This is a genomic window from Niallia sp. FSL W8-1348, assembly GCF_038006745.1.
GTDB lineage: Bacteria > Bacillota > Bacilli > Bacillales > Cytobacillaceae > Niallia > Niallia alba.
In genome coordinates, this window is record NZ_JBBOVV010000001.1 from 1,533,177 (window position 1) to 1,553,869 (window position 20,693).

22 protein-coding genes are annotated in these 20,693 nt (G+C 36.2%); 5 read left to right on the forward strand and 17 right to left on the reverse strand.

The genetic code is table 11. The annotated features are described in order from the left end of the window. Positions 1-5 precede the first annotated feature (5 nt). The 3 genes from phnG to NST60_RS07235 form a co-directional block, all read right to left on the reverse strand. On the reverse strand, positions 6-431 hold the full coding sequence (gene phnG, locus NST60_RS07225; protein ID WP_016202321.1) for a phosphonate C-P lyase system protein PhnG: 426 nt from the start codon (positions 429-431) through the stop codon (positions 6-8). A 216-nt stretch (positions 432-647) separates the two neighbouring features. Next, on the reverse strand, positions 648-1,349 hold the full coding sequence (locus tag NST60_RS07230; RefSeq protein WP_040343012.1) for a GntR family transcriptional regulator: 702 nt from the start codon (positions 1,347-1,349) through the stop codon (positions 648-650). 77 nt (positions 1,350-1,426) lie between these two features. Further along, on the reverse strand, positions 1,427-2,284 hold the full coding sequence (locus NST60_RS07235; protein ID WP_016202319.1) for a PHP domain-containing protein: 858 nt from the start codon (positions 2,282-2,284) through the stop codon (positions 1,427-1,429). Positions 2,285-2,574: 290 nt separating this feature from the next. Here NST60_RS07235 and NST60_RS07240 point away from each other — a divergent pair, with 290 nt between their 5' ends. Further along, positions 2,575-2,715, forward strand: coding sequence for a hypothetical protein (locus NST60_RS07240; protein ID WP_156827767.1), 141 nt, complete (start codon positions 2,575-2,577; stop codon positions 2,713-2,715). A gap of 166 nt (positions 2,716-2,881) precedes the next feature. Here the strand turns inward: NST60_RS07240 and NST60_RS07245 are convergent, their stop codons facing one another. Continuing rightward, positions 2,882-3,340 (reverse strand): RrF2 family transcriptional regulator, encoded by a 459-nt coding sequence (locus NST60_RS07245; protein ID WP_016202318.1) that lies wholly within the window; start codon positions 3,338-3,340, stop codon positions 2,882-2,884. 170 nt (positions 3,341-3,510) lie between these two features. Here NST60_RS07245 and hmpA point away from each other — a divergent pair, with 170 nt between their 5' ends. Next, entirely contained in the window at positions 3,511-4,719 is a 1,209-nt protein-coding gene (gene hmpA / locus NST60_RS07250; protein WP_016202317.1) for an NO-inducible flavohemoprotein, read from the forward strand. A gap of 312 nt (positions 4,720-5,031) precedes the next feature. On the opposite strand, the gene NST60_RS07255 is transcribed toward hmpA, so the two are convergent. From NST60_RS07255 to NST60_RS07280, 6 genes are all read right to left on the reverse strand, one after another. After that, positions 5,032-5,904 carry a YitT family protein gene (locus NST60_RS07255; protein WP_341098509.1) on the reverse strand — a complete coding sequence of 291 codons (873 nt, stop codon included), beginning with the start codon at positions 5,902-5,904 and terminating at the stop codon, positions 5,032-5,034. A gap of 89 nt (positions 5,905-5,993) precedes the next feature. Then, positions 5,994-6,863, reverse strand: coding sequence for a DNA-3-methyladenine glycosylase family protein (locus tag NST60_RS07260; RefSeq protein ID WP_169187878.1), 870 nt, complete (start codon positions 6,861-6,863; stop codon positions 5,994-5,996). 148 nt (positions 6,864-7,011) lie between these two features. Then, positions 7,012-7,761: a delta-lactam-biosynthetic de-N-acetylase gene (pdaA, locus tag NST60_RS07265; protein WP_051993898.1), complete on the reverse strand. Its 750-nt coding sequence runs from the start codon at positions 7,759-7,761 to the stop codon at positions 7,012-7,014. A gap of 164 nt (positions 7,762-7,925) precedes the next feature. Then, a complete protein-coding gene (locus NST60_RS07270; RefSeq protein WP_169187877.1) occupies positions 7,926-9,464 on the reverse strand; it encodes a fumarate hydratase in 1,539 nt (512 codons plus the stop codon). A gap of 188 nt (positions 9,465-9,652) precedes the next feature. After that, a complete protein-coding gene (locus tag NST60_RS07275) occupies positions 9,653-9,838 on the reverse strand; it encodes an SE1561 family protein (protein ID WP_016202312.1) in 186 nt (61 codons plus the stop codon). Between the two features lie 266 nt (positions 9,839-10,104). Further along, complete coding sequence (locus NST60_RS07280; protein ID WP_169187876.1) at positions 10,105-10,599, reverse strand: YtxH domain-containing protein; 495 nt, start codon at positions 10,597-10,599, stop codon at positions 10,105-10,107. A gap of 196 nt (positions 10,600-10,795) precedes the next feature. Here NST60_RS07280 and yfkAB point away from each other — a divergent pair, with 196 nt between their 5' ends. Further along, positions 10,796-11,917, forward strand: coding sequence for a radical SAM/CxCxxxxC motif protein YfkAB (gene yfkAB / locus NST60_RS07285; protein ID WP_169187875.1), 1,122 nt, complete (start codon positions 10,796-10,798; stop codon positions 11,915-11,917). Positions 11,918-11,968: 51 nt separating this feature from the next. Here yfkAB and NST60_RS07290 read toward each other — a convergent pair whose 3' ends face one another. The 5 genes from NST60_RS07290 to cax form a co-directional block, all read right to left on the reverse strand. Continuing rightward, positions 11,969-12,091 (reverse strand): hypothetical protein, encoded by a 123-nt coding sequence (locus tag NST60_RS07290; RefSeq protein WP_263479806.1) that lies wholly within the window; start codon positions 12,089-12,091, stop codon positions 11,969-11,971. A 30-nt stretch (positions 12,092-12,121) separates the two neighbouring features. After that, a complete protein-coding gene (locus tag NST60_RS07295) occupies positions 12,122-12,247 on the reverse strand; it encodes a hypothetical protein (RefSeq protein WP_263479807.1) in 126 nt (41 codons plus the stop codon). A 163-nt stretch (positions 12,248-12,410) separates the two neighbouring features. Continuing rightward, positions 12,411-13,235, reverse strand: a complete 825-nt coding sequence (locus NST60_RS07300; RefSeq protein ID WP_169187874.1) for a YfkD famly protein — start codon at positions 13,233-13,235, stop codon at positions 12,411-12,413. 101 nt (positions 13,236-13,336) lie between these two features. Further along, positions 13,337-13,948 (reverse strand): YczE/YyaS/YitT family protein, encoded by a 612-nt coding sequence (locus NST60_RS07305; protein WP_101729659.1) that lies wholly within the window; start codon positions 13,946-13,948, stop codon positions 13,337-13,339. Between the two features lie 426 nt (positions 13,949-14,374). Beyond that, positions 14,375-15,439, reverse strand: a complete 1,065-nt coding sequence (cax, locus tag NST60_RS07310) for a calcium/proton exchanger (RefSeq protein ID WP_016202307.1) — start codon at positions 15,437-15,439, stop codon at positions 14,375-14,377. A gap of 106 nt (positions 15,440-15,545) precedes the next feature. Between cax and NST60_RS07315 the strand changes: the two genes are divergently transcribed. After that, positions 15,546-16,856 (forward strand): MFS transporter, encoded by a 1,311-nt coding sequence (locus NST60_RS07315; RefSeq protein ID WP_169187873.1) that lies wholly within the window; start codon positions 15,546-15,548, stop codon positions 16,854-16,856. A 179-nt stretch (positions 16,857-17,035) separates the two neighbouring features. Further along, on the forward strand, positions 17,036-18,967 hold the full coding sequence (locus NST60_RS07320; RefSeq protein ID WP_302183225.1) for a heavy metal translocating P-type ATPase: 1,932 nt from the start codon (positions 17,036-17,038) through the stop codon (positions 18,965-18,967). A gap of 304 nt (positions 18,968-19,271) precedes the next feature. Here the strand turns inward: NST60_RS07320 and NST60_RS07325 are convergent, their stop codons facing one another. Then, a complete protein-coding gene (locus NST60_RS07325) occupies positions 19,272-19,508 on the reverse strand; it encodes a hypothetical protein (protein ID WP_341098516.1) in 237 nt (78 codons plus the stop codon). Positions 19,509-19,766: 258 nt separating this feature from the next. After that, positions 19,767-20,588, reverse strand: coding sequence for a YihY/virulence factor BrkB family protein (locus NST60_RS07330; protein WP_016202304.1), 822 nt, complete (start codon positions 20,586-20,588; stop codon positions 19,767-19,769). Positions 20,589-20,693: the final 105 nt, after the last annotated feature.

A 20,693-nucleotide genomic window follows, 5' to 3' on the forward strand; every position in this document is an offset into this window, starting at 1 on the left:
CCTCCTCAAGAAACATCCATCGTTTCAAAATTGACTTTTGTTTTTAATATGGCTTTATTCTCCGTCGCTTTCTTTATTAAAATGGCTTGCTCCTCTTGTTCGAGCAACTCTATCCATCCATTTGTTTCAGGCAGTTCTGCTTGGAATGCTGCATCGATAATCGCAAGATGGTGCGCTAACGTCGGTTGATCACCTGCCACAATGCCAATTCCGATGCTTTCGTGGACCTTGACTTTACATTCTGTGACAAACACTTCTCCTGGATAAAACAGCGTCTTTTTTGATGTCTCTCGAACTTTCATCATTACTAGACCATTTTCCGGTTCTTGTATGACCACCACCTCATAATATTCATGAATCATTTTAGCCATCTTTTCCGCTAGAGCTAGTGAGCCATTTATCAAAATTTCCGTTCTGCGTCTTCTTTTCATTTAAAGACCTCCATGCTTGTCTTTTGTTTTAACCTTTTTTCTAAAAAGAGTGAAAGTGAAGTGTATGTTAGAATGCTGGCCCTTTTACGAAATAGGTTTTATTTCACCCTTCTACTGTATCTTGTTGCCAAGTGAGTGAATGTTAAAGAACGATAAAGTTTGTTTGGATTTTGTAAATCCATTTTTACAAAAAAAGCCACCAATAATGGTGACAATTTACATAAGATAAGTGAAACAATCGCTCCGGTAAATATTCCGTGAATATTCTAGAACTTTACCAGATTTTCGATCAACACAACCAGATTCTAATTGGATTAACGGAACAAGACTTGGACATTTTAATAATTCCCTTTCCTGCTTATTCGGAAAAACAACAACTAGCTGGCTTTGCATCGATTCAAAGTCTATGTATCCTTGCTCTTGATAATATTGAAAGATAGAAGTAATCTCCTGTCCTTCCCTCTCAATATTCCTAAAAGTGGATTGAGATAAATACGATGTATGAATTGCAATTGGGCAGTCCTCAACTACACGTAAACGGCTAATTTTATAAATCCTCTCATTAGGTTCTGCTTTAAGTGCATGATAAATTGAAGTATCATGGGAAATGATTTCACTCGTTATATTTATCGTTTCAAAGTTGTAATTTAACTCACTCATTTTTTCGCTAAAGCTTACATCTCCTGTTAAAATAAGTGGAATTTGCAGTTTTTGATTTTGAACATAGCTTCCTTTCCCTTGTTTAGAAAAAATATAGCCTAGCTCCTGTAGGCGTTCATATGCCTTTCGAACAATTATTCTTGGAACTTGATAGTAACAAGCAAGCTCGTTTTCTGATGGCAACTTGTCATTAGGCTTGTAATTTCCTGCGTGTATATCAGAAATCAGTCTATCCACCAACAATGCTTGTTCAGACATCTCGCCTTTTTCCCCCTTTAAACCAAATTTATCCCCCACTTAGCAGGCAGTAAGCCCCTTACTGATAAATGCAAGTATTATCTATTAAGCATTTTCTTCCGAGATTTCAGCTCATGAACAGCCTCGATACCTGGGCTTTTACTTCCTAATAAGACAAGTTTTTCTCCGTAAGCTCCATGAAAATCTGCCCCACCTGTCATAACTAAATGAAATTTATTTGCTATCATTTTTGCTTGATTTTCATGCATTTTATTATGCAAAGGATGCCAGACTTCAATCCCCTGTAATCCTGCCTTTACCAAACCTGGAACCATTTCAAAATTACCATATTGTCCTGGGTGGGCAAGAACGGGGACGCCTCCAGCTTCAAGGATAGTCTTTACTGCCGTTTTAGCATCGATATATTTCATTGGGATAAATGCAATTCCAGGCTGTTCCCCATTTTGTCCTCGATTAAAAATTTTCTTATAAAGAGAACCATAAATCGAATCAGTATAATTTGCTTCAATAAGTGCCTGCATAATATGTTGCTTGTACACTCCCGTTCCTCCGTCTGCTATGTCTAAGCAACGTTGCCAATTAATGTTGTAACCAGCAGAAATCAAACGCTCGACCATTTCCTTTGACGCTTGATGCCTTTGTTCCACAAGTGGCTGACAAACCGCTTCAATGGCATGATGTCCTGGTTCAATAAAATAGCCCAAAATATGCACTCTTCTATTTCTTTCAAAATCATAACCAGATATCTCAATTCCAGGAATGACCTCAATACCAAGTTGCTCTCCCAGTTTAATTGCTTCTTTTAGGCCCTTTGTTGTATCGTGATTGGTAACAGCAAGATGGCTCACATCTTGCGCAAATGCTAATGATAAAACTTCTTCTATTGATAACGGACAATCAGAAATATTAGTATGACAATGAAGCTCCACTTTCATGAAAAACCCCTCCTTTTTCTCTTTAGTTTCAGCATAACTTGATACCACGTTTAAAAGGTTAATGAGAAGTGAATTTCTCTTAAAGAATTGTTAAAACTATTAAGAGTGCGATTTTATATAAAACTAGATTTTTTACAGTTCATGAGTTAGAAGTAATAGATAAAATAGTAGATTTTTAGGAATAAAGACCTGAGAATGATTAACATATTTTAGTAGTAGCTTAATAGTAAATTAAAAAAGTTTCTATACACTAGGGTAGTACCAAAAATTACTTTGTTGAGGTGATTCTTTTGAATTTCAAAAAGTTAACATTAGGAATGATGACTGCTCTACTATTCACTGGAATGTTAGTTGGTTGTTCTGACCAAAATGATGACCAAACGGAAGATACTGAAACAGAAACACCTGCAGAGAATGAAACAAATGAATAAGTAATGGGATAAAGTGAAACTTCCATCCGTGGGGGGTTTTCCTCATCCTCCACGGATGGTTAGTTGAACCAATCGGACCTTTACGGGCAGCTGACCTCCCACCTACCTTCCTCGTATATTCATAAGCTTCTTACTGTCCGTTAAGAGTGGGATAAATAAAACAAGCTCAGACATTGTCTGAGCTTGTTTTACTTTTTTGAGCAAAATAGTCTTTTAGCATAACCTTATTTTCTACGATATCTGCAAGTGTATACTGGTCTAATACTTTAAAAAACTGTTCCAATGCATTATTTAAGACATGCTTTAAAGAACAAACTGGGGTAATCACACATGCATTCTTATCCTCAAAACATTCTACCAAGTAGAAGTTCTCTTCCGTTTGCCGGATAAGAACGCCAATATTGATATCTGCTGGATCCTTTGCTAAACGGAATCCTCCATTTCTCCCTCTAATCGTCTCGATATATCCCAATTTCCCCAAATTATAAATAATTTTCATAAGGTGATTTTTGGATATACTATAAACCTCGGATATTTCTTTAATATTTGTAAGTTTTTCCGTACCCTCCGTTGCCAAATAAATTAACACTCTCAAAGAGTAGTCGGAATAATTAGTTAACCGCATAACCCTATCTCCTTTTGTTATTTTTACGGTTCTTATAGTGAAAATGTGAACATTTTGTTAAACATGTTAAAAACAGTGGAAAAGATGTATTTAAAATATTGCTTTTATACAGACAGACTTTTATCATAAAAGATGTATTTAAAATATTACTTTAAAAGAAGGTTATAAAAATGCTATCACAAAAAACAATTGACATTATTAAATCAACTGTACCAGTATTACAAGTCCATGGTACACAAATAACTACTGTTTTCTACAAAAATATGTTTGCTGCACATCCTGAACTGCTTAATATTTTTAACCATGCTAATCAAGCAAAAGGACGTCAACAAACTGCTCTCGCTAATACTGTATTAGCAGCAGCACAAAATATTGATCGACTTGAGACTATTATACCAGTTGTAAAGCAAATCGCCCACAAACACCGCAGTTTAATGATAAAAGCAGAACATTATCCAATCGTTGGTGAATTTCTTTTAAAAGCGATTAAAGAAGTTCTTGGAGACGCTGCTACTGATGATATTATCCAAGCATGGGCAGATGCTTATGGGGTAATTGCTCAAGTATTTATTGACATTGAAAAAGAAATGTATGAAGAAAGTGCTGCTAAAAGTGGCGGTTGGTCCGATTATAAGGAATTTAAAATTATCAAAAAGGTTAAGGAAAGTGATGTAATTACATCCTTCTATTTAGCACCTGTTGATGGAAGTTCTCTACCAGTATATGATGCTGGCCAATATATTACGATCCGCTTATCGATTCCTGGAGAAAAGTTCTTATTTAATCGTCAATATAGCTTATCTAGTGCTAGCAATAAAGAATATTTCCGAATTTCAGTGAAAAAAGAAGCTTCAGCAGAAAACCCTGATGGAAGAGTATCTAATTATCTTCATAGCGATAAAAACGTTGGGGATACGGTAGAAGTTACTGTTCCTGCTGGCGATTTCACCCTAATTAAAGAAGCAAGCCCTATTGTTTTTATTAGTGGTGGAGTTGGTATTACACCATTTATGAGTATGGTAGAAACAATTGCTGAAGAACAGCCAAACAGAGAGGTCATTTTTATCCATTCAGCAAGAAGCGGTTCTGTCCAAGCATTTAACGAAGAGTTAAGTCGAATAAAAGAAAAAATCGCTAACCTCCAACTTTCCTATATATACGAAAATCCTTCTGAGGAAGATAAAGTAAATCCTTTCTTCCAGAAGGCTGGCTATATTGATACAGAATGGCTAAAAGAACATGCTATTGTTGCAGAAGGACATTATTATGTTTGTGGACCAGTTCCATTTTTACAGACAGTTGTAAAAGGCTTAAAAGACAATGGTATCAATGATACTCATATCCATTATGAATTCTTCGGTCCTTCCATGAAGCTATAATTTATATTCTTTAACTTGTACAGGCTGTATATTTTTTCACCATACAGCCTGTGCATTATATTATATCTCTAAACCGTGACTTCTTTTCTCTGCATCACCCTAAACATAATAGCAATTAAAAGAATACTGACAAGTAGCGAAAAAATACAGATAAAGATCGGATATATAATAGGGGTTCCGAAAACATTCACAAATTTTAAATCAACAAATAAATAGTCTGCTTTCATCATATATAACCTTTTGCAAAACAAAAGAAAACCTAGTTGCTTTGTTACTAAACAACTAGGTTTTCCTTTAATTAAATGGGATTCATTAATGAATGTCTCGTTTCTTAAAATTACCGCCTTTTACTTCGGAGACATCGTAAATGGCAATAAATGCTGTTGGATCTAATTCATGAATAATTTCTTTCATTTTTCTTTCTTCCATTCGGCTGACTACACACGTAATTTCTTTAAATTGTTCATTGGAGTATCCTCCAACTGCAAATGTATAGGTGGCACTGCGGCCTAAACGATCTCGTATCGTTTCTACCATCAATTCAGGTTCTGTTGTAATAATGTTAAAGGTTTTTGATCCACTTAAACCTTCTTCTACAATGTGGATTACTTTAGAGGCAATAAAGTAAGCGATAGCGGATAAAATGGCTCCTTGGAGTCCAAATACGGTAGATACAAAAATAAATACAAACATATTTAGAAACAAAATTAAATCACTTGTTCCAAATGGTAATTTTCTTGAAAGTAAGACCGCTAACATATCAATTCCATCTAATGCTCCTCCGTTACGTAAAGCTAAACCCATTCCAAAACCGATGATAATCCCTCCAACAACCGTTATAAGCAGTGTGTCTCCTTCAATAATTGTTGGGACATGGTGCATTAAGCTTGTACTAACAGCTAAAGATATGATGCCGATAACGGAATATACAGCAAAGCTTTTACCTATCTGTTTATATCCTAAAAATACGAAGGGAATATTTAATATTCCAATCAAAATCCCAAGGGGAAATCCTGTTAACTGAGAACCAACGATACTTAGACCAGTAACGCCTCCATCAGAGACCGCGTTTGGAATAAGCACAGCTTCTAGTCCATACCCTGTAATAAATCCTCCAATAATAACTAATAATGCTCGCGAAGCCATAAGAAGCCTCTTTTGTTTTTGTTGTGTCTTTTTCTGCATTTACTTTCCTCGTTTCAAACTATTTTCAACTTATTTATCTATATTTTACCACAGTTATTCTTTAGACAAAAAAAGATAAGGACAAAGGTCTACTCCATACTTCTCCATAAGTAAAGAGAGGCATAGCTTAAATATGGTTGCCATTCTGGCATCATTATCTCCATTTCTTCTTTTGAAGGTTTTTGTTCTAATTCCAAGAGCTTTTTAATCGCATTTTGAATTCCGATGTCTGCGATTGGAAAAAGATTATTTCTCCCTAAACCGAATAGCAATACATTCTGAATGGTCCATTGTCCTATTCCTCGCAAGCGAATAAGCTCCTCCATAATCTGTTCATCAGACTTCTCATATAAGCTGTCTATATCTAAATGGCCATTTATTATTTCTTTCGATAAATCTATAATGTACTCTGCTTTTCTCGTACTAAATTGCAGTTCCCGCAATTCTGCCACTGTTAACTTTGCTACTGTTTCTGGCAATGGATAAAACCAGACGCCACCTTTTTGAAAACCATATGTAGTCACAAAACGCTGCGTTAATGTAAAAGCAAATTTAAGATTTAACTGTTGATGAATAATGCATTTTATTAGACTATTATACGGGTGAAAATCTAACACAATCGGTGTACCATAATGTTCATCGAAAAGTGACTTTAACTTTGTTTTTTGAAAATGCTCATGAATGGCAAGCAAGGATACATCCCACCTGAAAATTCTGCTGATTTCTTTATAGATGAGGTTATGTAAAGAAGAAGAATCTATCTCATCCACCTCTAAATAAAAAGTTGGATTATCAGTTGTGCCAGTTGCTTGAACTTTTACAACTATATGTTTGTTCTTTATACGAAGTGGTACTTTTACCCAGCGCTCTTCTTTATGGAGGTTATGTAGTGGGTCTAATGCTAAGCGACTTAATACTAAATCAAAGTTATACGGTCCTTGAATGTATATTGTTTGCAAGAAATATCACCTATCACTGTTTTTCTTATTTATTATAGCACACACTTCTTATATAGAATGGCTTGCTGTTATATTAATTAGTACTGCTATAACAGGAAAAATCCTAAATAGACTCATGTTCCAATCTATTTAGGATAGTATGTTGTATTTAGTTGATAACGCCTTCACCAATTTCCCTTTTTATCGTTAAATCGTCTAAACTTTTAAAGGAGTAACCTCTTTTTTTCAAATCAATAATTGCTTGTTCTAATGCTTCTGCATTATCTTTTGAAACGGTGTGCAACAAAAGGATACAGCCAGGATGAACCTGTTGCATTATATTGTCATAGCTATATTTCCATCCTTTTTGCTGATCCGTTTTCCAATCTACGAAGGCAAGTGACCAAAATACTTGTGTATATCCTAATTCTTTCGCAACTTTTAAAGTCCGTTCACTGAAAATGCCTCGCGGCGGACGTAAATAGGTCATGCCTTTTTTACCTGTTAGAGCTTCCGTTTCTGTAACCACTGTTTCTAATTCTTGTTTCAGCTTTTCATCACTGATTTGGGTAAAATCTGGATGATGATAAGAGTGATTGCCAATAATATGGCCTTCTGCTGCCATTCTTTTCACTAGGTCAGGTGCACTCTTTAAATAGTGGCCTGTTACAAAAAAAGTCGCAGGCACTTTTTCCTTTTTTAGAACATCCAGTATTTTGCCTGTATAACCATTTTCGTAGCCATTATCAAAGGTTAGATACAATACCTTTTTATCACTCTCATCTTTATAATAAGCGCCATACTTTTCAAGCAAGTCATCCAAGTCTTTGCCTGCTTCTGCCGGCTGCTCATTCACAGCCTTTTTGAATCCCCAATGTAATGGCTGATTCGAAACATTTGCCCATACTTCATTTGTCATTATAGAAAGTAAAAATATTACGCAGAAAATAACCTTATACATTCTCTCCACTTTTTTTCCTCCTAACAGATTAACTATCTGTTAGTTTTAGTTAAACTCGAGGAATAATGCTTGGAAAAATACAGCAGATTATGTCGGTATTTCTTTTCCCTTCCATACTTCTATTAAAACACTCTATCCTTAAACATTGCCAACTTCTCTAAGGAGGATAGTTCAATATCTTGATGAAGAGAGTTACCATGCGAGTCCATTGTAACAACCGCTTTAAATCCTTCTACCTTCAAATGCCACATTGCTTCTGGGATACCGAACTGCATAAGATCTACCCCTTCTACCGACTTCATGCAATCTGCATAGTACTGGGCTGCTCCTCCAATTGCATTTAAATATACTCCGCCATGCTCTTCCAATGCCTTCAATGTTCTGGCACCCATACCACCTTTTCCGATTACTGCACGTATGCCAAATTTTTTCATAATGTCTCCCTGATAAGGCTCCTCGCGAATGCTTGTTGTTGGTCCAGCCGCTTTAACTTGCCAATTTCCATGCTCATCTTTCAGCATAACTGGTCCACAGTGATAAATGATCTGCCCATTTAAATCAATTGGTGCATCATTTGTACTTAAATACTTATGGATTGCATCCCTACCTGTATACATCATGCCGTTAATTTGCACCACATCGCCAACTTTTAATTGACGAATATCTTCTTCACTGATTGGTGCCTGTAGTATAATAACTTCCTCTGCTGTACCCGCTTCATTTTCCTTACTAGCCTCTGCTTTAAAGTCAATTTTATCTCCTTCTTGATATTGCCATTCCTTGATTTCTCCCGTATCAGGAATTATCGAAATAGCTAGTCTGCGGAATGCCCAGCAATTATACGCAACAGATACGAAGAAGCTTGCAGGGATACGGTTCATCACGCCAATCTTACAGCCTAATAGTGTTGTTTCACCACCAAATCCCATCGTGCCAATTCCTAATTTATTGGCATTTTCCATTATATAATCTTCGAGAACTGCTAATTCTGGAATGGCATTTGTATCATCTACAGAGCGGAAAAGCTGTTCTTTTGCCAAATCATAGCCCGCAGATCGATCCCCTCCAATTCCGACGCCAATAAACCCGGCACTACATCCCTGTCCCTGTGCTTGATAAACAGAGTGTAAGATGCACTTACGAATACCGTCTAAATCGCGTCCAGCTCTGCCTAGTCCTTCTAATTCACAAGGAAGACTATATTGAATATTTTTATTTTCACAGCCGCCACCTTTTAAAATTAACCGAATATCGATGTAGTCTTTTTCCCACTGTTCAAACTTAATGACAGGTGTCCCTGCCCCTAAATTATTTCCACTGTTTTCCCCTGTAAGAGAATCAACAGAGTTCGGTCTAAGCTTACCATTCTTCGTTGCAAGCTCCATACTTTCGTAAATAGCTGCTTTTATTTCTAGCTGGTTAACAGCAACAGGTGTTTTAATTTTAAAAGTCGGCAGCCCTGTATCTTGGCAAATAGGTGAGACTTCCTTATCTGCCATTCCAATGTTCTGCGTAATTGTCGCTAAACTCATCGCAGAACGCGTTCCAGCATTTTCTGACGCTGTTGCCTTCGCAATCGCACGTCTCACATCTTTTGGAAGATTGGTCGATGTTTCTACAATTAAATCGTAAATACTCTTCTTCAGATTTTCAAAATACATGCTTCTCCCCCTCATTGAAAAGCGCAAGCAAACCTTGCAATTTTTTGTTACACTCAAATAACTCCCTATAAAAAATTATACTCTTCTCTTCTACGATAGAGAAGTAATTTGCAATCGTTTACAGAAATATTCTGGAAATCCTTATATAAATAAAAAAGCTTGGATGATTTCACCCAAGCATTACACTTTTACAAATCTCTATGTTTAAACTCATTACATTTCGATTCTATTTCATCTATCATTTGAATTAAACGATCGATATCCTCTAACTCCGCTTCTTCTGGATCAATCGCATCTAGTACATCCATAAACATATTTAATCTTGTTTTTAGAAAAGTAACTTGCTCATTTTTATCTGTAATTGAACTACCCAACATACTCTCTCCTTTCAAAACTACCCTTTAATCGTAACGAATTTTCCTTCTTTCAGCAACCTTCCTTTTTATCTTTGCACATGTTTTATCTTTTTACACCTTTGAAAGAAAGGAATCTGCGTTTTCCATGGATTACACAGAGTTCTTAGTTATTTATTCAACTCTGTATAACTAGTTTTTGTTCTTTTTATAATTTTTTTAGCATGCATAGATAAAAGAAACATCTAGCCAAAATACTAGATGCTCCTTTCTTTTCTACTATTTGTTCAAGTTGTTAGTACTGTCTCATTACTTTTCATTACTTCCCTATCTCCTGTTTCAACTGGAAGCTGTGGCTTTTCTTCTAAATCGGATGATTCAATAATTTGATCTTTTGTGGTAGTAATTTTCTTTGTGATCTGTTTACATTGTCGTTTTGTTTGAAAATAGAGTTGTTTAAAATCCTCTGTAATTTCTTTTAAATCTTTAGAACGCTCTAATACGGTAGATTGAATCTGCTTGTACAATCCTTGGGTGTCATTAGCAATGTCCCTCATCGCATCAGAAGAATTATGGAATCTTTCTTTCCAATCCTGCTTAAATTCATCAGGGTTTTCTTTATAACTCTGAACGAAACGAGTGCTTGCATCTTTTATACTTTCGAATTTCTGCACCGTTCTTTTTCTTGTAGCTGGGTCAATTAGAGAAATTGTGACACCAATGACACTTCCAATTACTAAGCCTGTTACAATTTTATTCCCTTGCTTTGTTGCATTAGACATATCATTCATCTCCCTTCTTCTCGTTAAAGTTTCTTTTCCCGCCAAAGAATTATTTAAAACAAAAACGTTTGACAGATAGGATTTTTCCTTTAATAATGACAAGGGGACTTTATCCCCTCAAAGATAAAAATTGCATTCTATGCCTTATTTACACATAGATATAGTTTAACTATTCTTTTTATAAAAGGAGCTTATCATGATTACAGAAAAAAATAGGATTACCCCAAGTATAGATCCTTGGGAAGCTTATATGGATATGGAGCAGCATGGAAAATTAACCTTATCCAATATTGAATTTACGACTACTACTTTATGTAATATGCGCTGTGAGCATTGTGCTGTTGGTTATACACTTCAGCCAAAAGACCCAAACGCATTGCCCATTGATTTATTACTGAAAAAACTAGATGAAATCCCTCATCTTCGGTCTCTAAGCATTACTGGCGGAGAACCAATGATGAGTAGAAGATCTGTAGAAAATTATGTTGTTCCTCTTTTTAAATATGCACACAGTCGTGGTGTAAAAACACAATTAAATTCAAATTTAACACTAGGGATCGATCGTTATGAAGCCGTTATTCCTTATCTAGATGTGCTACATATCTCCCATAACTGGGGCACAGAAGAGGAATTTGCGGAACGTGGTTTTGCGATGATGACAAGAAAGCCGACTTACGAACAAAGAGCCAAACTATTTCAGAACATCATTACGAATAGTAGAGCACTAGTCGAAGCTGGAGTTGTAGTCTCTGCAGAAACAATGCTGAATAAACGTACACTTCCCTATTTAGAACATATCCACCGACAAATTGTCGATGAAATGAAATGTCAAAGGCATGAAATTCACCCTATGTATCCATCTGACTTTGCTTCTACTTTAGAAACTTTATCATTAGATGAAATCCGAGACAGCATTAACCATCTTTTAGATATTCGTGATAAAAATGTATGGATGTTATTTGGTACACTTCCATTCTATCCTTGTAACAGCAAAGAAGAAGACCTACAGTTACTAAGTCGCCTTTACTCTAGCAAAAATGTAACGGTTCGTAACGATCCTGATGGCCGTTCTCGTTTAAACGTAAATATTTTTACTGGTGATGTAATCGTTACTGATTTCGGCGATACACCAGCACTTGGAAATATTCAAACAGATCATTTAGAGGATATTTTCCAAAAGTGGCTTTCCACTGATTTAGCTCGTTCATTAAACTGCCATTGCCCAGCTGTCAAATGCCTTGGACCAAATGTTCTTGTAAAAAATAGTTACTATCAAGATATTGATTTTACAACAAAAAAAGCATTGATTAGTCGTTAATTGAAATGGTGTCCATTGGAAAATGGGCACTTTTTTATTTTGGGTTTGAGGTTAGCTTGCTTGATGAATGACATTTTTCTTGATGCTGCTTTTTGGGCGTTCATCTCCTTGATGAACACCACTTTTCTCTTTCCCTCCTGCAATTTCTGCGTTCATCCCCTTGATGAACGCCACTTTTTCCTTTCCCTCCTACAATTTCCGCTTTCATCCCCTTGATGAACACCACTTTTTCCTTTCCCTCCTGCAATTTCTGCGTTCATCCCCTTGATGAACACCACTTTTCTCTTTCCCTCCTGCAATTTCCGCTTTCATCCCCTTGATGAACGCCACTTTTTCCTTTCCCTCCTACAATTTCTGCGTTCATCCCCTTGATGAACACCACTTTTTCCTTTCCCTCCTGCAATTTCTGCGTTCATCCCCCAACGAACCACATTCCTTCCCCCCAAAACCGACAAAAAAGACTGACATCCAAAGTCAGTCTTTCCACATCTATTTATCTCGGTCTTTCACTTGCCATAAATCCAAAAGAAACATGATCTTGAACAGGTATCCAAGCGCCAATTCCTTGTGAAGTTACATTTTTCACGACAATTGATTTTTTGCTTCCTTTTAGCATCATATATACTTCGCCATACGTCACTTTTCCTTTTTCGTTGACAGCAGGAGCGTAGCCATATAAATACCCTAGTCTTTTAGGGGGAATATTGTACAGTTGATCTTTCTTTGTTCCTGTTCCAATCACTGTTTCAAATGCGAGAGATAACCCTGAATTTTGGGTTGCTTTTACGAGCATCATTTTTTTTACTTGCTCTGCATTTGGAACCTTTGCCGTTAAACCGCCTCTTACCGTTTTCTGTGATTCTTGAACATAATGGATTTGATATGGTAATTTCCCACCACGGTTATCATAGAAATTCGTATTTACTTTCTGATACTCCCAATTCGGTGCTGTTTCTGTTGATTCGTAGTTAAGCGGCCATTGTCCTAAATAAACAATTGCTTTGTATCCAAGTGCAAATGGGGTACTATTCACTGTGGATTCGTTCAGCATACGAATTAAATCCGGATTATCAATTTTCACCTTTGAAGAATTAATAAGCTGTTGTGTTAATTCACTAGGCTGCAGTTTAGGTACATCTTGTGTTGGATTTGGATACGTATTTTCCTTCGTTATATTCATAACGGAATTAGGTATGGTAATAATCTTGGATTTCGGTACATTTTCTTCCTTTTCTTTCTCTTTTGCTTTTTCCGCATAAGTTAACATTGGAAGCATTAAGAAAAAAGATAAAAGCACAATCGTTATTTTCTTATACATAGCAAGTTTGAACTCCCTTCAAATAATCATCCATAACTATGGTTATTTTTTTCGGAGTTCGCTTAGATTATCCATTATTAAAAGAATTTTTTTCTTTCCTCCTATTTCATTACAAATTTCCCCGTTAACTTAGAACAGTACGGATGGAAAAATTGGATAGCAGGACCAAGCCCAAAAGCGATAATTAATGTACCAAGTCCAATGGGACCATTTACTAAAAAAGCAAACAATAAAGCAAGTATTTCTCCAATTAACTTGGCAATCATAAGATTAACGCCATATCTTTCCTGAATAGTAACCATAAAATCATCAATTGGATTTAAAGGAAATTCAGATTGCAAATAGAGGGCAATGCCTAGACCAATAATGATTAATCCAGTAATTAGTAAAATTAATTGGCTCATAAACATAAAATAATGGAAACGATTTACTAAATGAGCCATCCAAAAGTCAACAAAAAATCCTAGAATAAACACTGTGGCAAGGGACAATAAGTTTGGCTTTTTGCGTAAAAGCAAAGCATTGACGAATATAAGAATGATACCTACTATAACAATCCAGCTTCCTATTGTTAATCCAACTAAATGAGATAGGCCTACATTGAGAGCATCCCAAGGGCCGGCTCCTAAATTTGCCTTAATAGTTAACGTAGCCCCAAATGCTAATATAAAAAGCCCACCAACATAGAAAAGGCATCGATAAAACAGTGACATACCTTTATATCTCCTTTCTCCATACATCCTTTTTCCACTTCTTTCATTCATATGCCTCAGGCACTTAAAACTTGTCCATTATTAACAAAAATAAATAATCAGAATATTTACATTTATCCGATATTATTGTATAATAAGGTCATCAAATAAAAGGAGGGTAGCTATTTTAGATCGCTTATATTTTGTAAAGGAGGAAAATATAAACCTTTGAATATTCATCAATCAGAGCTTTATCCAAACTATAAAAGGAAAAGAGGTTGGTGATCCGATGGAAGCGACATGATAGATTCCCTATACAACATATCTAAATCAACGAATACTTAAAAAGACTTATTTTATATAAAAGAAAGGTGAATTCACGCAAAAAAAGCCTAGCCGTTGTAAAGAAAACGGCTAGGCCTTGCTATTTCTCCATATTCTACTTTCTTAAAGCAAGTAAAATCCAATTCCCATTATTGCATAAGCAGCTAATAAGGTTGCTCCCTCAAACCAGTTTGTCTCTCCGTCATTTGAAATACTTACCATTAACAACACGGCTGTTACCATACTAATAAGTTCTGGCAGTGTGAAGACTAATGACATTCCACTCGGGAAAAGCAAAGACACTAAAACTAGTAATGGTGCGACAAACATGGCAATTTGCAAGGTTGATCCGATAGCAATTTCAACCGCAATATCCATCTTGTTCTTATATGCCATTACAACAGCTGAAGCATGCTCTGCTGCATTTCCAACGATAGCCACAATGATAATCCCAATAAACAGCTCAGACCATCCAAAAGATTCTGCTACTACTTCAAATGTATGTACTAAGTTTTCAGATACATAAGCAACAGCCAGTGTTGCAATCGCCAAAATAGTGATACTTTTTTTCACTGACCATTCTGGAGTTTCCTCATGAGCATGACCATGCTCTCCGTTTTTTTCTACTTGATAAACACCACGATGAGTCACTAGTTTGAAAAACAATGCTGCTAAATACAATACAATCAAAATAATAGCGATTCCGATACTTAAAGAAAGTGTTTTTTCTGCATTCATATTCATCGTAAATACTTCAGGAATCACAAATGCAACAATGACTGCAAATATTAATAATCCTGAATTATGACGAGCATCATAAACATTAAATTGCTGTCTCTTATACTTTAATCCACCAATAAAAAAGGACAAGCCTGCCACAAGCAATAAGTTCCCTAACACAGAACCAGTTAAGGATGCCAATACTACCTCTGTTAACCCTTCTCGTAAAGCAAATATAGCAATGATCAATTCTACCGCATTACCAAAAGTAGCATTTAATAACCCACCAATTCTGGGACCAGCAACAATCGCTAAGCTCTCTGTCGCTCTGCCCATAAAACTAGATAACGAAATGATGGTAAGACAGTAAATAACGAACATAAGAATACTTGACCAATGTAATAAGGAACCTATTATCGATAAGGGAACCCCAATAAATGCTGCAATCGTAAATATTTTATTAACCATTTTTTCTCGCTTCCTTTCTCCTATCACCCTCATATAATTTCCCATCCAACTGCAGGCTAAACTTATTATACTGCTACTCCGCCCAAATATAACCAATTTCTTAAAAATGTTTTTCTCTTTTGATAGGAAAATTAGTAGTTTTATTTCAAAAAAAATCTATTGCAATACTGTTCATTCCCCTTTAACATCATTTAGGGAGACTAAATATAGACAACAGTGTAAGAAACAAGGGAGTATAATTATGAACAGTAAAAAATTCGCCGTACTAATAAGCATCGTCAGTATTTCTGGATTTAGTCAAGGAATGCTGCTGCCATTAATAGCAGTCATTTTTGAAAATGATGGCCTATCTTCTAGTTTAAATGGATTAAACGCAGTAGGACTCTATATGGGGATTCTTCTTATTTCTCCTTTTATGGAATATCCTTTGCGTAAATATGGATATAAACCCGTTATCGTATTTGGCGGTCTTGTTGTTATTCTGTCACTAGCACTTTTTCCACTTTGGAAGTCTTTTTGGTTTTGGTTTCTTCTTCGTTTGTTTATTGGAATAGGCGATCATTCACTCCATTTTGCTACACAAACTTGGATAACCACTGCATCACCTATAGAAAAACGGGGAAGAAACATTTCTCTATACGGTGTATTCTTTGGGATTGGGTTCGCAGTTGGACCATTATTAACTCCTTTAGTAAAAGTAAATGAATCACTGCCTTTTATTCTTTCATCTATTATGTGCTTTATCGCTTGGATTTTTATACTATGGATTAAAAATGACTTTCCAGAACAAACAGTAGAAACAAATTCCTTTTTGGATACAATGAAGCGTTTCTCTAGTGCCATGAAATATGCGTGGATTGCTTTTCTTCCCCCGCTCGCCTATGGTTTCTTAGAATCAAGCTTAAACTCAAGTTTTCCTGTGTACGGATTAAGAATCGATTTAAGTGTTGTCCAGATTTCTCTTTTACTTACTGCCTTTTCGATAGGAGCCATTGTGTTTCAGCTTCCATTAGGGATGATCAGCGATAAATTTGGCAGAAGACGGACACTTGTAACGATTCTGATTATTGGTACTACCTGCTTTTCTTTCGCCAGTATACTTGAGGCTTATTTAATCGGCTTAATTATCTGTCTTTTCCTTGCTGGAATGGCAGTTGGTTCTACCTTTTCTTTAGGGATTAGCTATATGACTGATTTAGTGCCAACCAATCTTCTTCCTACCGGAAACCTTCTATGTGGAATGGCCTTTAGTGTTGGCAGTTTAATTGGTCCTTATCTGGGAGGAGTATTTATTCAATATTTCCAGCATATTAGCTATTTTATAGTAATTGCGGCAATTTTATTTGTTGTTTGTTCCATCATTTTTATCTTTGGGAAAAAAGAATCGAGAAATCATTACTTAACAGAGGCAAAATGATATTCAGCACATACAATATGTGGTAAGCTTATCTTATAAAATTAAATAAAAAACTATTTCTATTCGTTATTTTGTGCTGTCACCTTCTTAGGTGGCAGCTTTCGTGTTTTTTAAGGGTAGTGAACTTGATTCTCTCTCTCAATAAGAACAGATAATCATTTAAAAGGAGGAAAAAACAAATGTCCACAGAAACGGAATTCAAAACCTATGTACAACCAAAGGTAGAAATGAAGCCATCTTTATTTGCAAAGCTATCTCCTCATCTCGAACTAATTGCTGCTGGAATAAGCGGAATTTTAATTGTGATTGGATGGATTTTACACCATTTCGATTATTCATCTATTTCTATCGCTGCCTACTTGCTTGCTTTTGTGATTGGTGGATATGCAAAGGCAAAAGAGGGAATCACCGAAACCATTGATAATAAAGAATTAAATGTCGAAATGCTAATGATTTTTGCTGCAATTGGTTCTGCTATTATCGGATATTGGGCTGAAGGTGCGATATTAATATTTATCTTTGCTGTAAGCGGCGCGTTAGAGACATATACAATGAATAAGAGTAATAAGGAAATATCTGCCCTTATGAAGTTACAACCAGAAGAAGCAATTAAAATACTTCCAGATGGTCGTGAACAAGCAGTTCCAGTATCTTCTCTTACTATCTCTGACATCATCTTAATTAAGCCCGGGGAAAGAGTCCCCGTAGATGGAAAAATTATCAAAGGGACAACGGCGATTGATGAAGCCGCTATTACAGGTGAATCCATTCCATTAACCAAAGAAATAAATGATGAAGTATTTGCTGGAACAGTAAATATAAGTGGCTCAATTACTGTTACCCTTACAAAGCATGCAGACGAAACACTTTTTCAAAAGATTATTACCTTGATTCAATCGGCACAAAGTGAGAAATCACCTTCTCAAGCTTTTATCGAAAAATTTGAAGGATCCTATGTCAAAATAGTCTTATCTATCGTTGGCCTATTACTGATCCTTCCGCATTTTCTGTTGGGTTGGTCTTGGAATGAAACATTCTATCGAGCAATGATTTTTTTAGTAGTCGCATCTCCTTGTGCATTGGTAGCTAGTATAATGCCAGCTACCTTATCAGCAATCTCAAATGGAGCAAGGGCTGGCATCCTTTTTAAAGGTGGCGTCCATCTAGAAAATCTCGCCCATGTAAGCGCAATTGCTTTTGACAAAACAGGAACGTTAACGAAAGGAAAGCCTGTGGTAACAGATGTATTTATCGATAATAAATTTACGGAGAAAGAAATTGTTCAATTAACGGCTAGCATTGAAAGTCATTCAAACCATCCCCTCGCAAAAGCAATCGTTCGATATGCTGAGCAGAAATACAATGAACCGTTAACACAACCAGAAAGCATTCAAGATAATTCAGGTTGGGGCGTTACAGCAAAAATTAATAATACGGAATGGCGAATCGGGAAAGCCGCTTTTGTGGGAGAAAAAGAAGCAATTGCTTTCCAAAACAAAATATATGAACAAATATCAAATGAAGGAAAAACAGCTGTATTTGTCAAAAAGGACACAGAAATAATCGCCCTGATTGCTCTAAAGGATGTTGTACGAGAAGAATCAAAAGAAGCAATTGATCGTTTAAAGCAGAACGGCATTTATACGGTTATGATTACAGGAGATAGTGAAAAAACAGCTAATGCTATTTCCAAAGAAAGCCATGTTGATGAATATATTGCTGAATGCTTACCGGAGAAGAAAGTAGCTTCCGTTAAAGAGCTAAAAGAGAAATATGGAATCGTCGCAATGGTTGGAGATGGAATTAATGACGCACCTGCTCTTGCTACTGCAAATGTAGGTATTGCAATGGGAGAAGGGACCGATGTTGCGTTAGAGACAGCAGATGTCGTATTAATGAAAAACGATTTGCCACGTATAGCAGAGGCCATTCAACTATCTAAGCGGATGAATCGTATTATTAAACAAAATATTATCTTTTCCATTTCTGTTATTATGTTGCTTATCATTTCGAACTTCTTACAAGCAGTTGCCCTCCCTTTTGGTGTAATTGGGCATGAAGGCAGTACAATCTTGGTGATTTTGAATAGCTTGCGGTTATTAAAAAGTTAAAAGACCATATTGTTTGGCGGGTTGATTGATGATGACATTCGCTTTGGCTATTTTGACTGATACGCCTGCTTTGGCTGATATCCAGCTTTTTTGGCTGATATTCCGGCTGCTTTGGCTGATATCCAGCTGCTTTGGCTGATATTCCGGCTGCTTTGACTGATATCCAGCTTTTTTGGCTGATATCCGGCTGCTTTGGCTGATATCCAGCTTTTTTGGCTGATATCACGACTGCTTTGGCTGATATCCAGCTTTTTTGGCTGATATTCCGGCTGCTTTGGCTGATATCCAGCTTTTTTGGCTGATATTAAGGCTGCTTTGGCTGATATTCCGGCTGCTTTGGCTGATTTCCAGCTATTTTGGCTGATATCTCGACTGCTTTGGCTGATTTCCAGCTTTTTTGGCTGATATTCCGGCTGCTTTGGCTGATTTCCAGCTGCTTTGGCTGATATTCCGGCTGCTTTGGCTGATTTCCAGCTGCTTTGGCTGATATCTCGACCACTTTAGCTGATTTCTCATCCGATTTGGCTGATTTCCCCGCCATAACATATTTAAAAAGCCTCCAAAGACTAAATCTTTGAAGGCTTTCTATTAATAAGGTTATACACTTCTATTAGTGGTAGCCGTTTTGTCCGTTAGCAGAACTAGATGTTTTATGTTTTGGCTTACTTTTCCCTTTTTGTTTTGTGCCGCCATCTTTTTTTGTATGTTTTGTCATTCTAAATCCCCCCTATTAATTGTTTTCCCCACTATTAGTTTGTTCTATTAGTGTTCTTTTATAGAGGTAAATTACGGATACTGGTTAACAAGGTTCTTTTCTCTTTTCCGTAAAGTAAGCATTGATCTCTCCACCCAAGATGATAATTATGCCAGTAATATAGAACCAAATCATTAAAACGATAATGGTCCCAATACTTCCATAAGTTGCGGAATAGTTACTGAAATTCCCAACATAATAGGAGAAAGCCAAGGAGGCAAGAACCCAGCCAATCGCAGCGAAAATTGCTCCGGGAATGGCAGAAATACATTTCAGTTTTTTATTTGGAGCAACCCAATAAAGGGCAAGAAACACAATAAATAAAATAATTGGCGATGCAAGAAATCTTAACGTATTCCATATAGATAAAAACTCATCTGTTAAGTCAAATTGTGAAAATAAAAACATCCCTATTTGCTCTCCAAATACTGGTAATAACAGCGCCACTACTACTACCGCAATCATGCCAAGTGTCAGCAAAATAGACATCCCTCTTGCAACAATAAATGATCTGGTTTCTTCCACATTATAGGCTTTATTTAAAGCCTTTATGATAGCATTTAAGCCATTTGAAGCAGACCATATTGTCGCGATGATCCCGAATGATAAAAGACTCACGTTTCTGTTTAGCACCTGATCGATATTTGATTCAATCGTATTCATAATATCTCCAGGAGCAAATCCCTCCACTATGCCTAGCAAGTCTTCTTTTGTAATAGGAAGATATGGAAGGAGTGTCATTACGAAAATGAGTAGTGGGAAAATAGACAATAAAAAATAGTAGGCTAACTGTGCTGCCAAATCAAATACATCATCTTGTTGAATATTTTTGATGAGAACCTTAAAAAAATGAATGACCTTTCCCATACAAAATCACCGCCCTAACAGTTCATTTATGTATGTACCTTTGCCCGTTATCGTGTAAATAAAAACATGTCCCTAATAAGAGCTTGTATTATGTACTATAAAAAG

What these genes read in the sequence shown, in the direction of transcription:
- NST60_RS07280 (WP_169187876.1), bottom strand. Translation starts at nt 10,599, where the DNA reads ATGTCTAATGCAACAAAGCAAGGGAATAAAATTGTAACAGGCTTAGTA.
- NST60_RS07305 (WP_101729659.1), bottom strand. Translation starts at nt 13,948, where the DNA reads ATGTCACTGTTTTATCGATGCCTTTTCTATGTTGGTGGGCTTTTTATA.
- NST60_RS07245 (WP_016202318.1), bottom strand. Translation starts at nt 3,340, where the DNA reads ATGCGGTTAACTAATTATTCCGACTACTCTTTGAGAGTGTTAATTTAT.
- cax (WP_016202307.1), bottom strand. Translation starts at nt 15,439, where the DNA reads ATGGTTAATAAAATATTTACGATTGCAGCATTTATTGGGGTTCCCTTA.
- NST60_RS07230 (WP_040343012.1), bottom strand. Translation starts at nt 1,349, where the DNA reads ATGTCTGAACAAGCATTGTTGGTGGATAGACTGATTTCTGATATACAC.
- NST60_RS07315 (WP_169187873.1), top strand. Translation starts at nt 15,546, where the DNA reads ATGTTTTTCTCTTTTGATAGGAAAATTAGTAGTTTTATTTCAAAAAAA.
- hmpA (WP_016202317.1), top strand. Translation starts at nt 3,511, where the DNA reads ATGCTATCACAAAAAACAATTGACATTATTAAATCAACTGTACCAGTA.
- NST60_RS07325 (WP_341098516.1), bottom strand. Translation starts at nt 19,508, where the DNA reads ATGGCGGGGAAATCAGCCAAATCGGATGAGAAATCAGCTAAAGTGGTC.
- NST60_RS07300 (WP_169187874.1), bottom strand. Translation starts at nt 13,235, where the DNA reads ATGTATAAGAAAATAACGATTGTGCTTTTATCTTTTTTCTTAATGCTT.
- phnG (WP_016202321.1), bottom strand. Translation starts at nt 431, where the DNA reads ATGAAAAGAAGACGCAGAACGGAAATTTTGATAAATGGCTCACTAGCT.
- NST60_RS07270 (WP_169187877.1), bottom strand. Translation starts at nt 9,464, where the DNA reads ATGTATTTTGAAAATCTGAAGAAGAGTATTTACGATTTAATTGTAGAA.
- NST60_RS07235 (WP_016202319.1), bottom strand. Translation starts at nt 2,284, where the DNA reads ATGAAAGTGGAGCTTCATTGTCATACTAATATTTCTGATTGTCCGTTA.
- NST60_RS07255 (WP_341098509.1), bottom strand. Translation starts at nt 5,904, where the DNA reads ATGCAGAAAAAGACACAACAAAAACAAAAGAGGCTTCTTATGGCTTCG.
- pdaA (WP_051993898.1), bottom strand. Translation starts at nt 7,761, where the DNA reads ATGACAAATGAAGTATGGGCAAATGTTTCGAATCAGCCATTACATTGG.
- NST60_RS07320 (WP_302183225.1), top strand. Translation starts at nt 17,036, where the DNA reads ATGTCCACAGAAACGGAATTCAAAACCTATGTACAACCAAAGGTAGAA.
- yfkAB (WP_169187875.1), top strand. Translation starts at nt 10,796, where the DNA reads ATGATTACAGAAAAAAATAGGATTACCCCAAGTATAGATCCTTGGGAA.
- NST60_RS07330 (WP_016202304.1), bottom strand. Translation starts at nt 20,588, where the DNA reads ATGGGAAAGGTCATTCATTTTTTTAAGGTTCTCATCAAAAATATTCAA.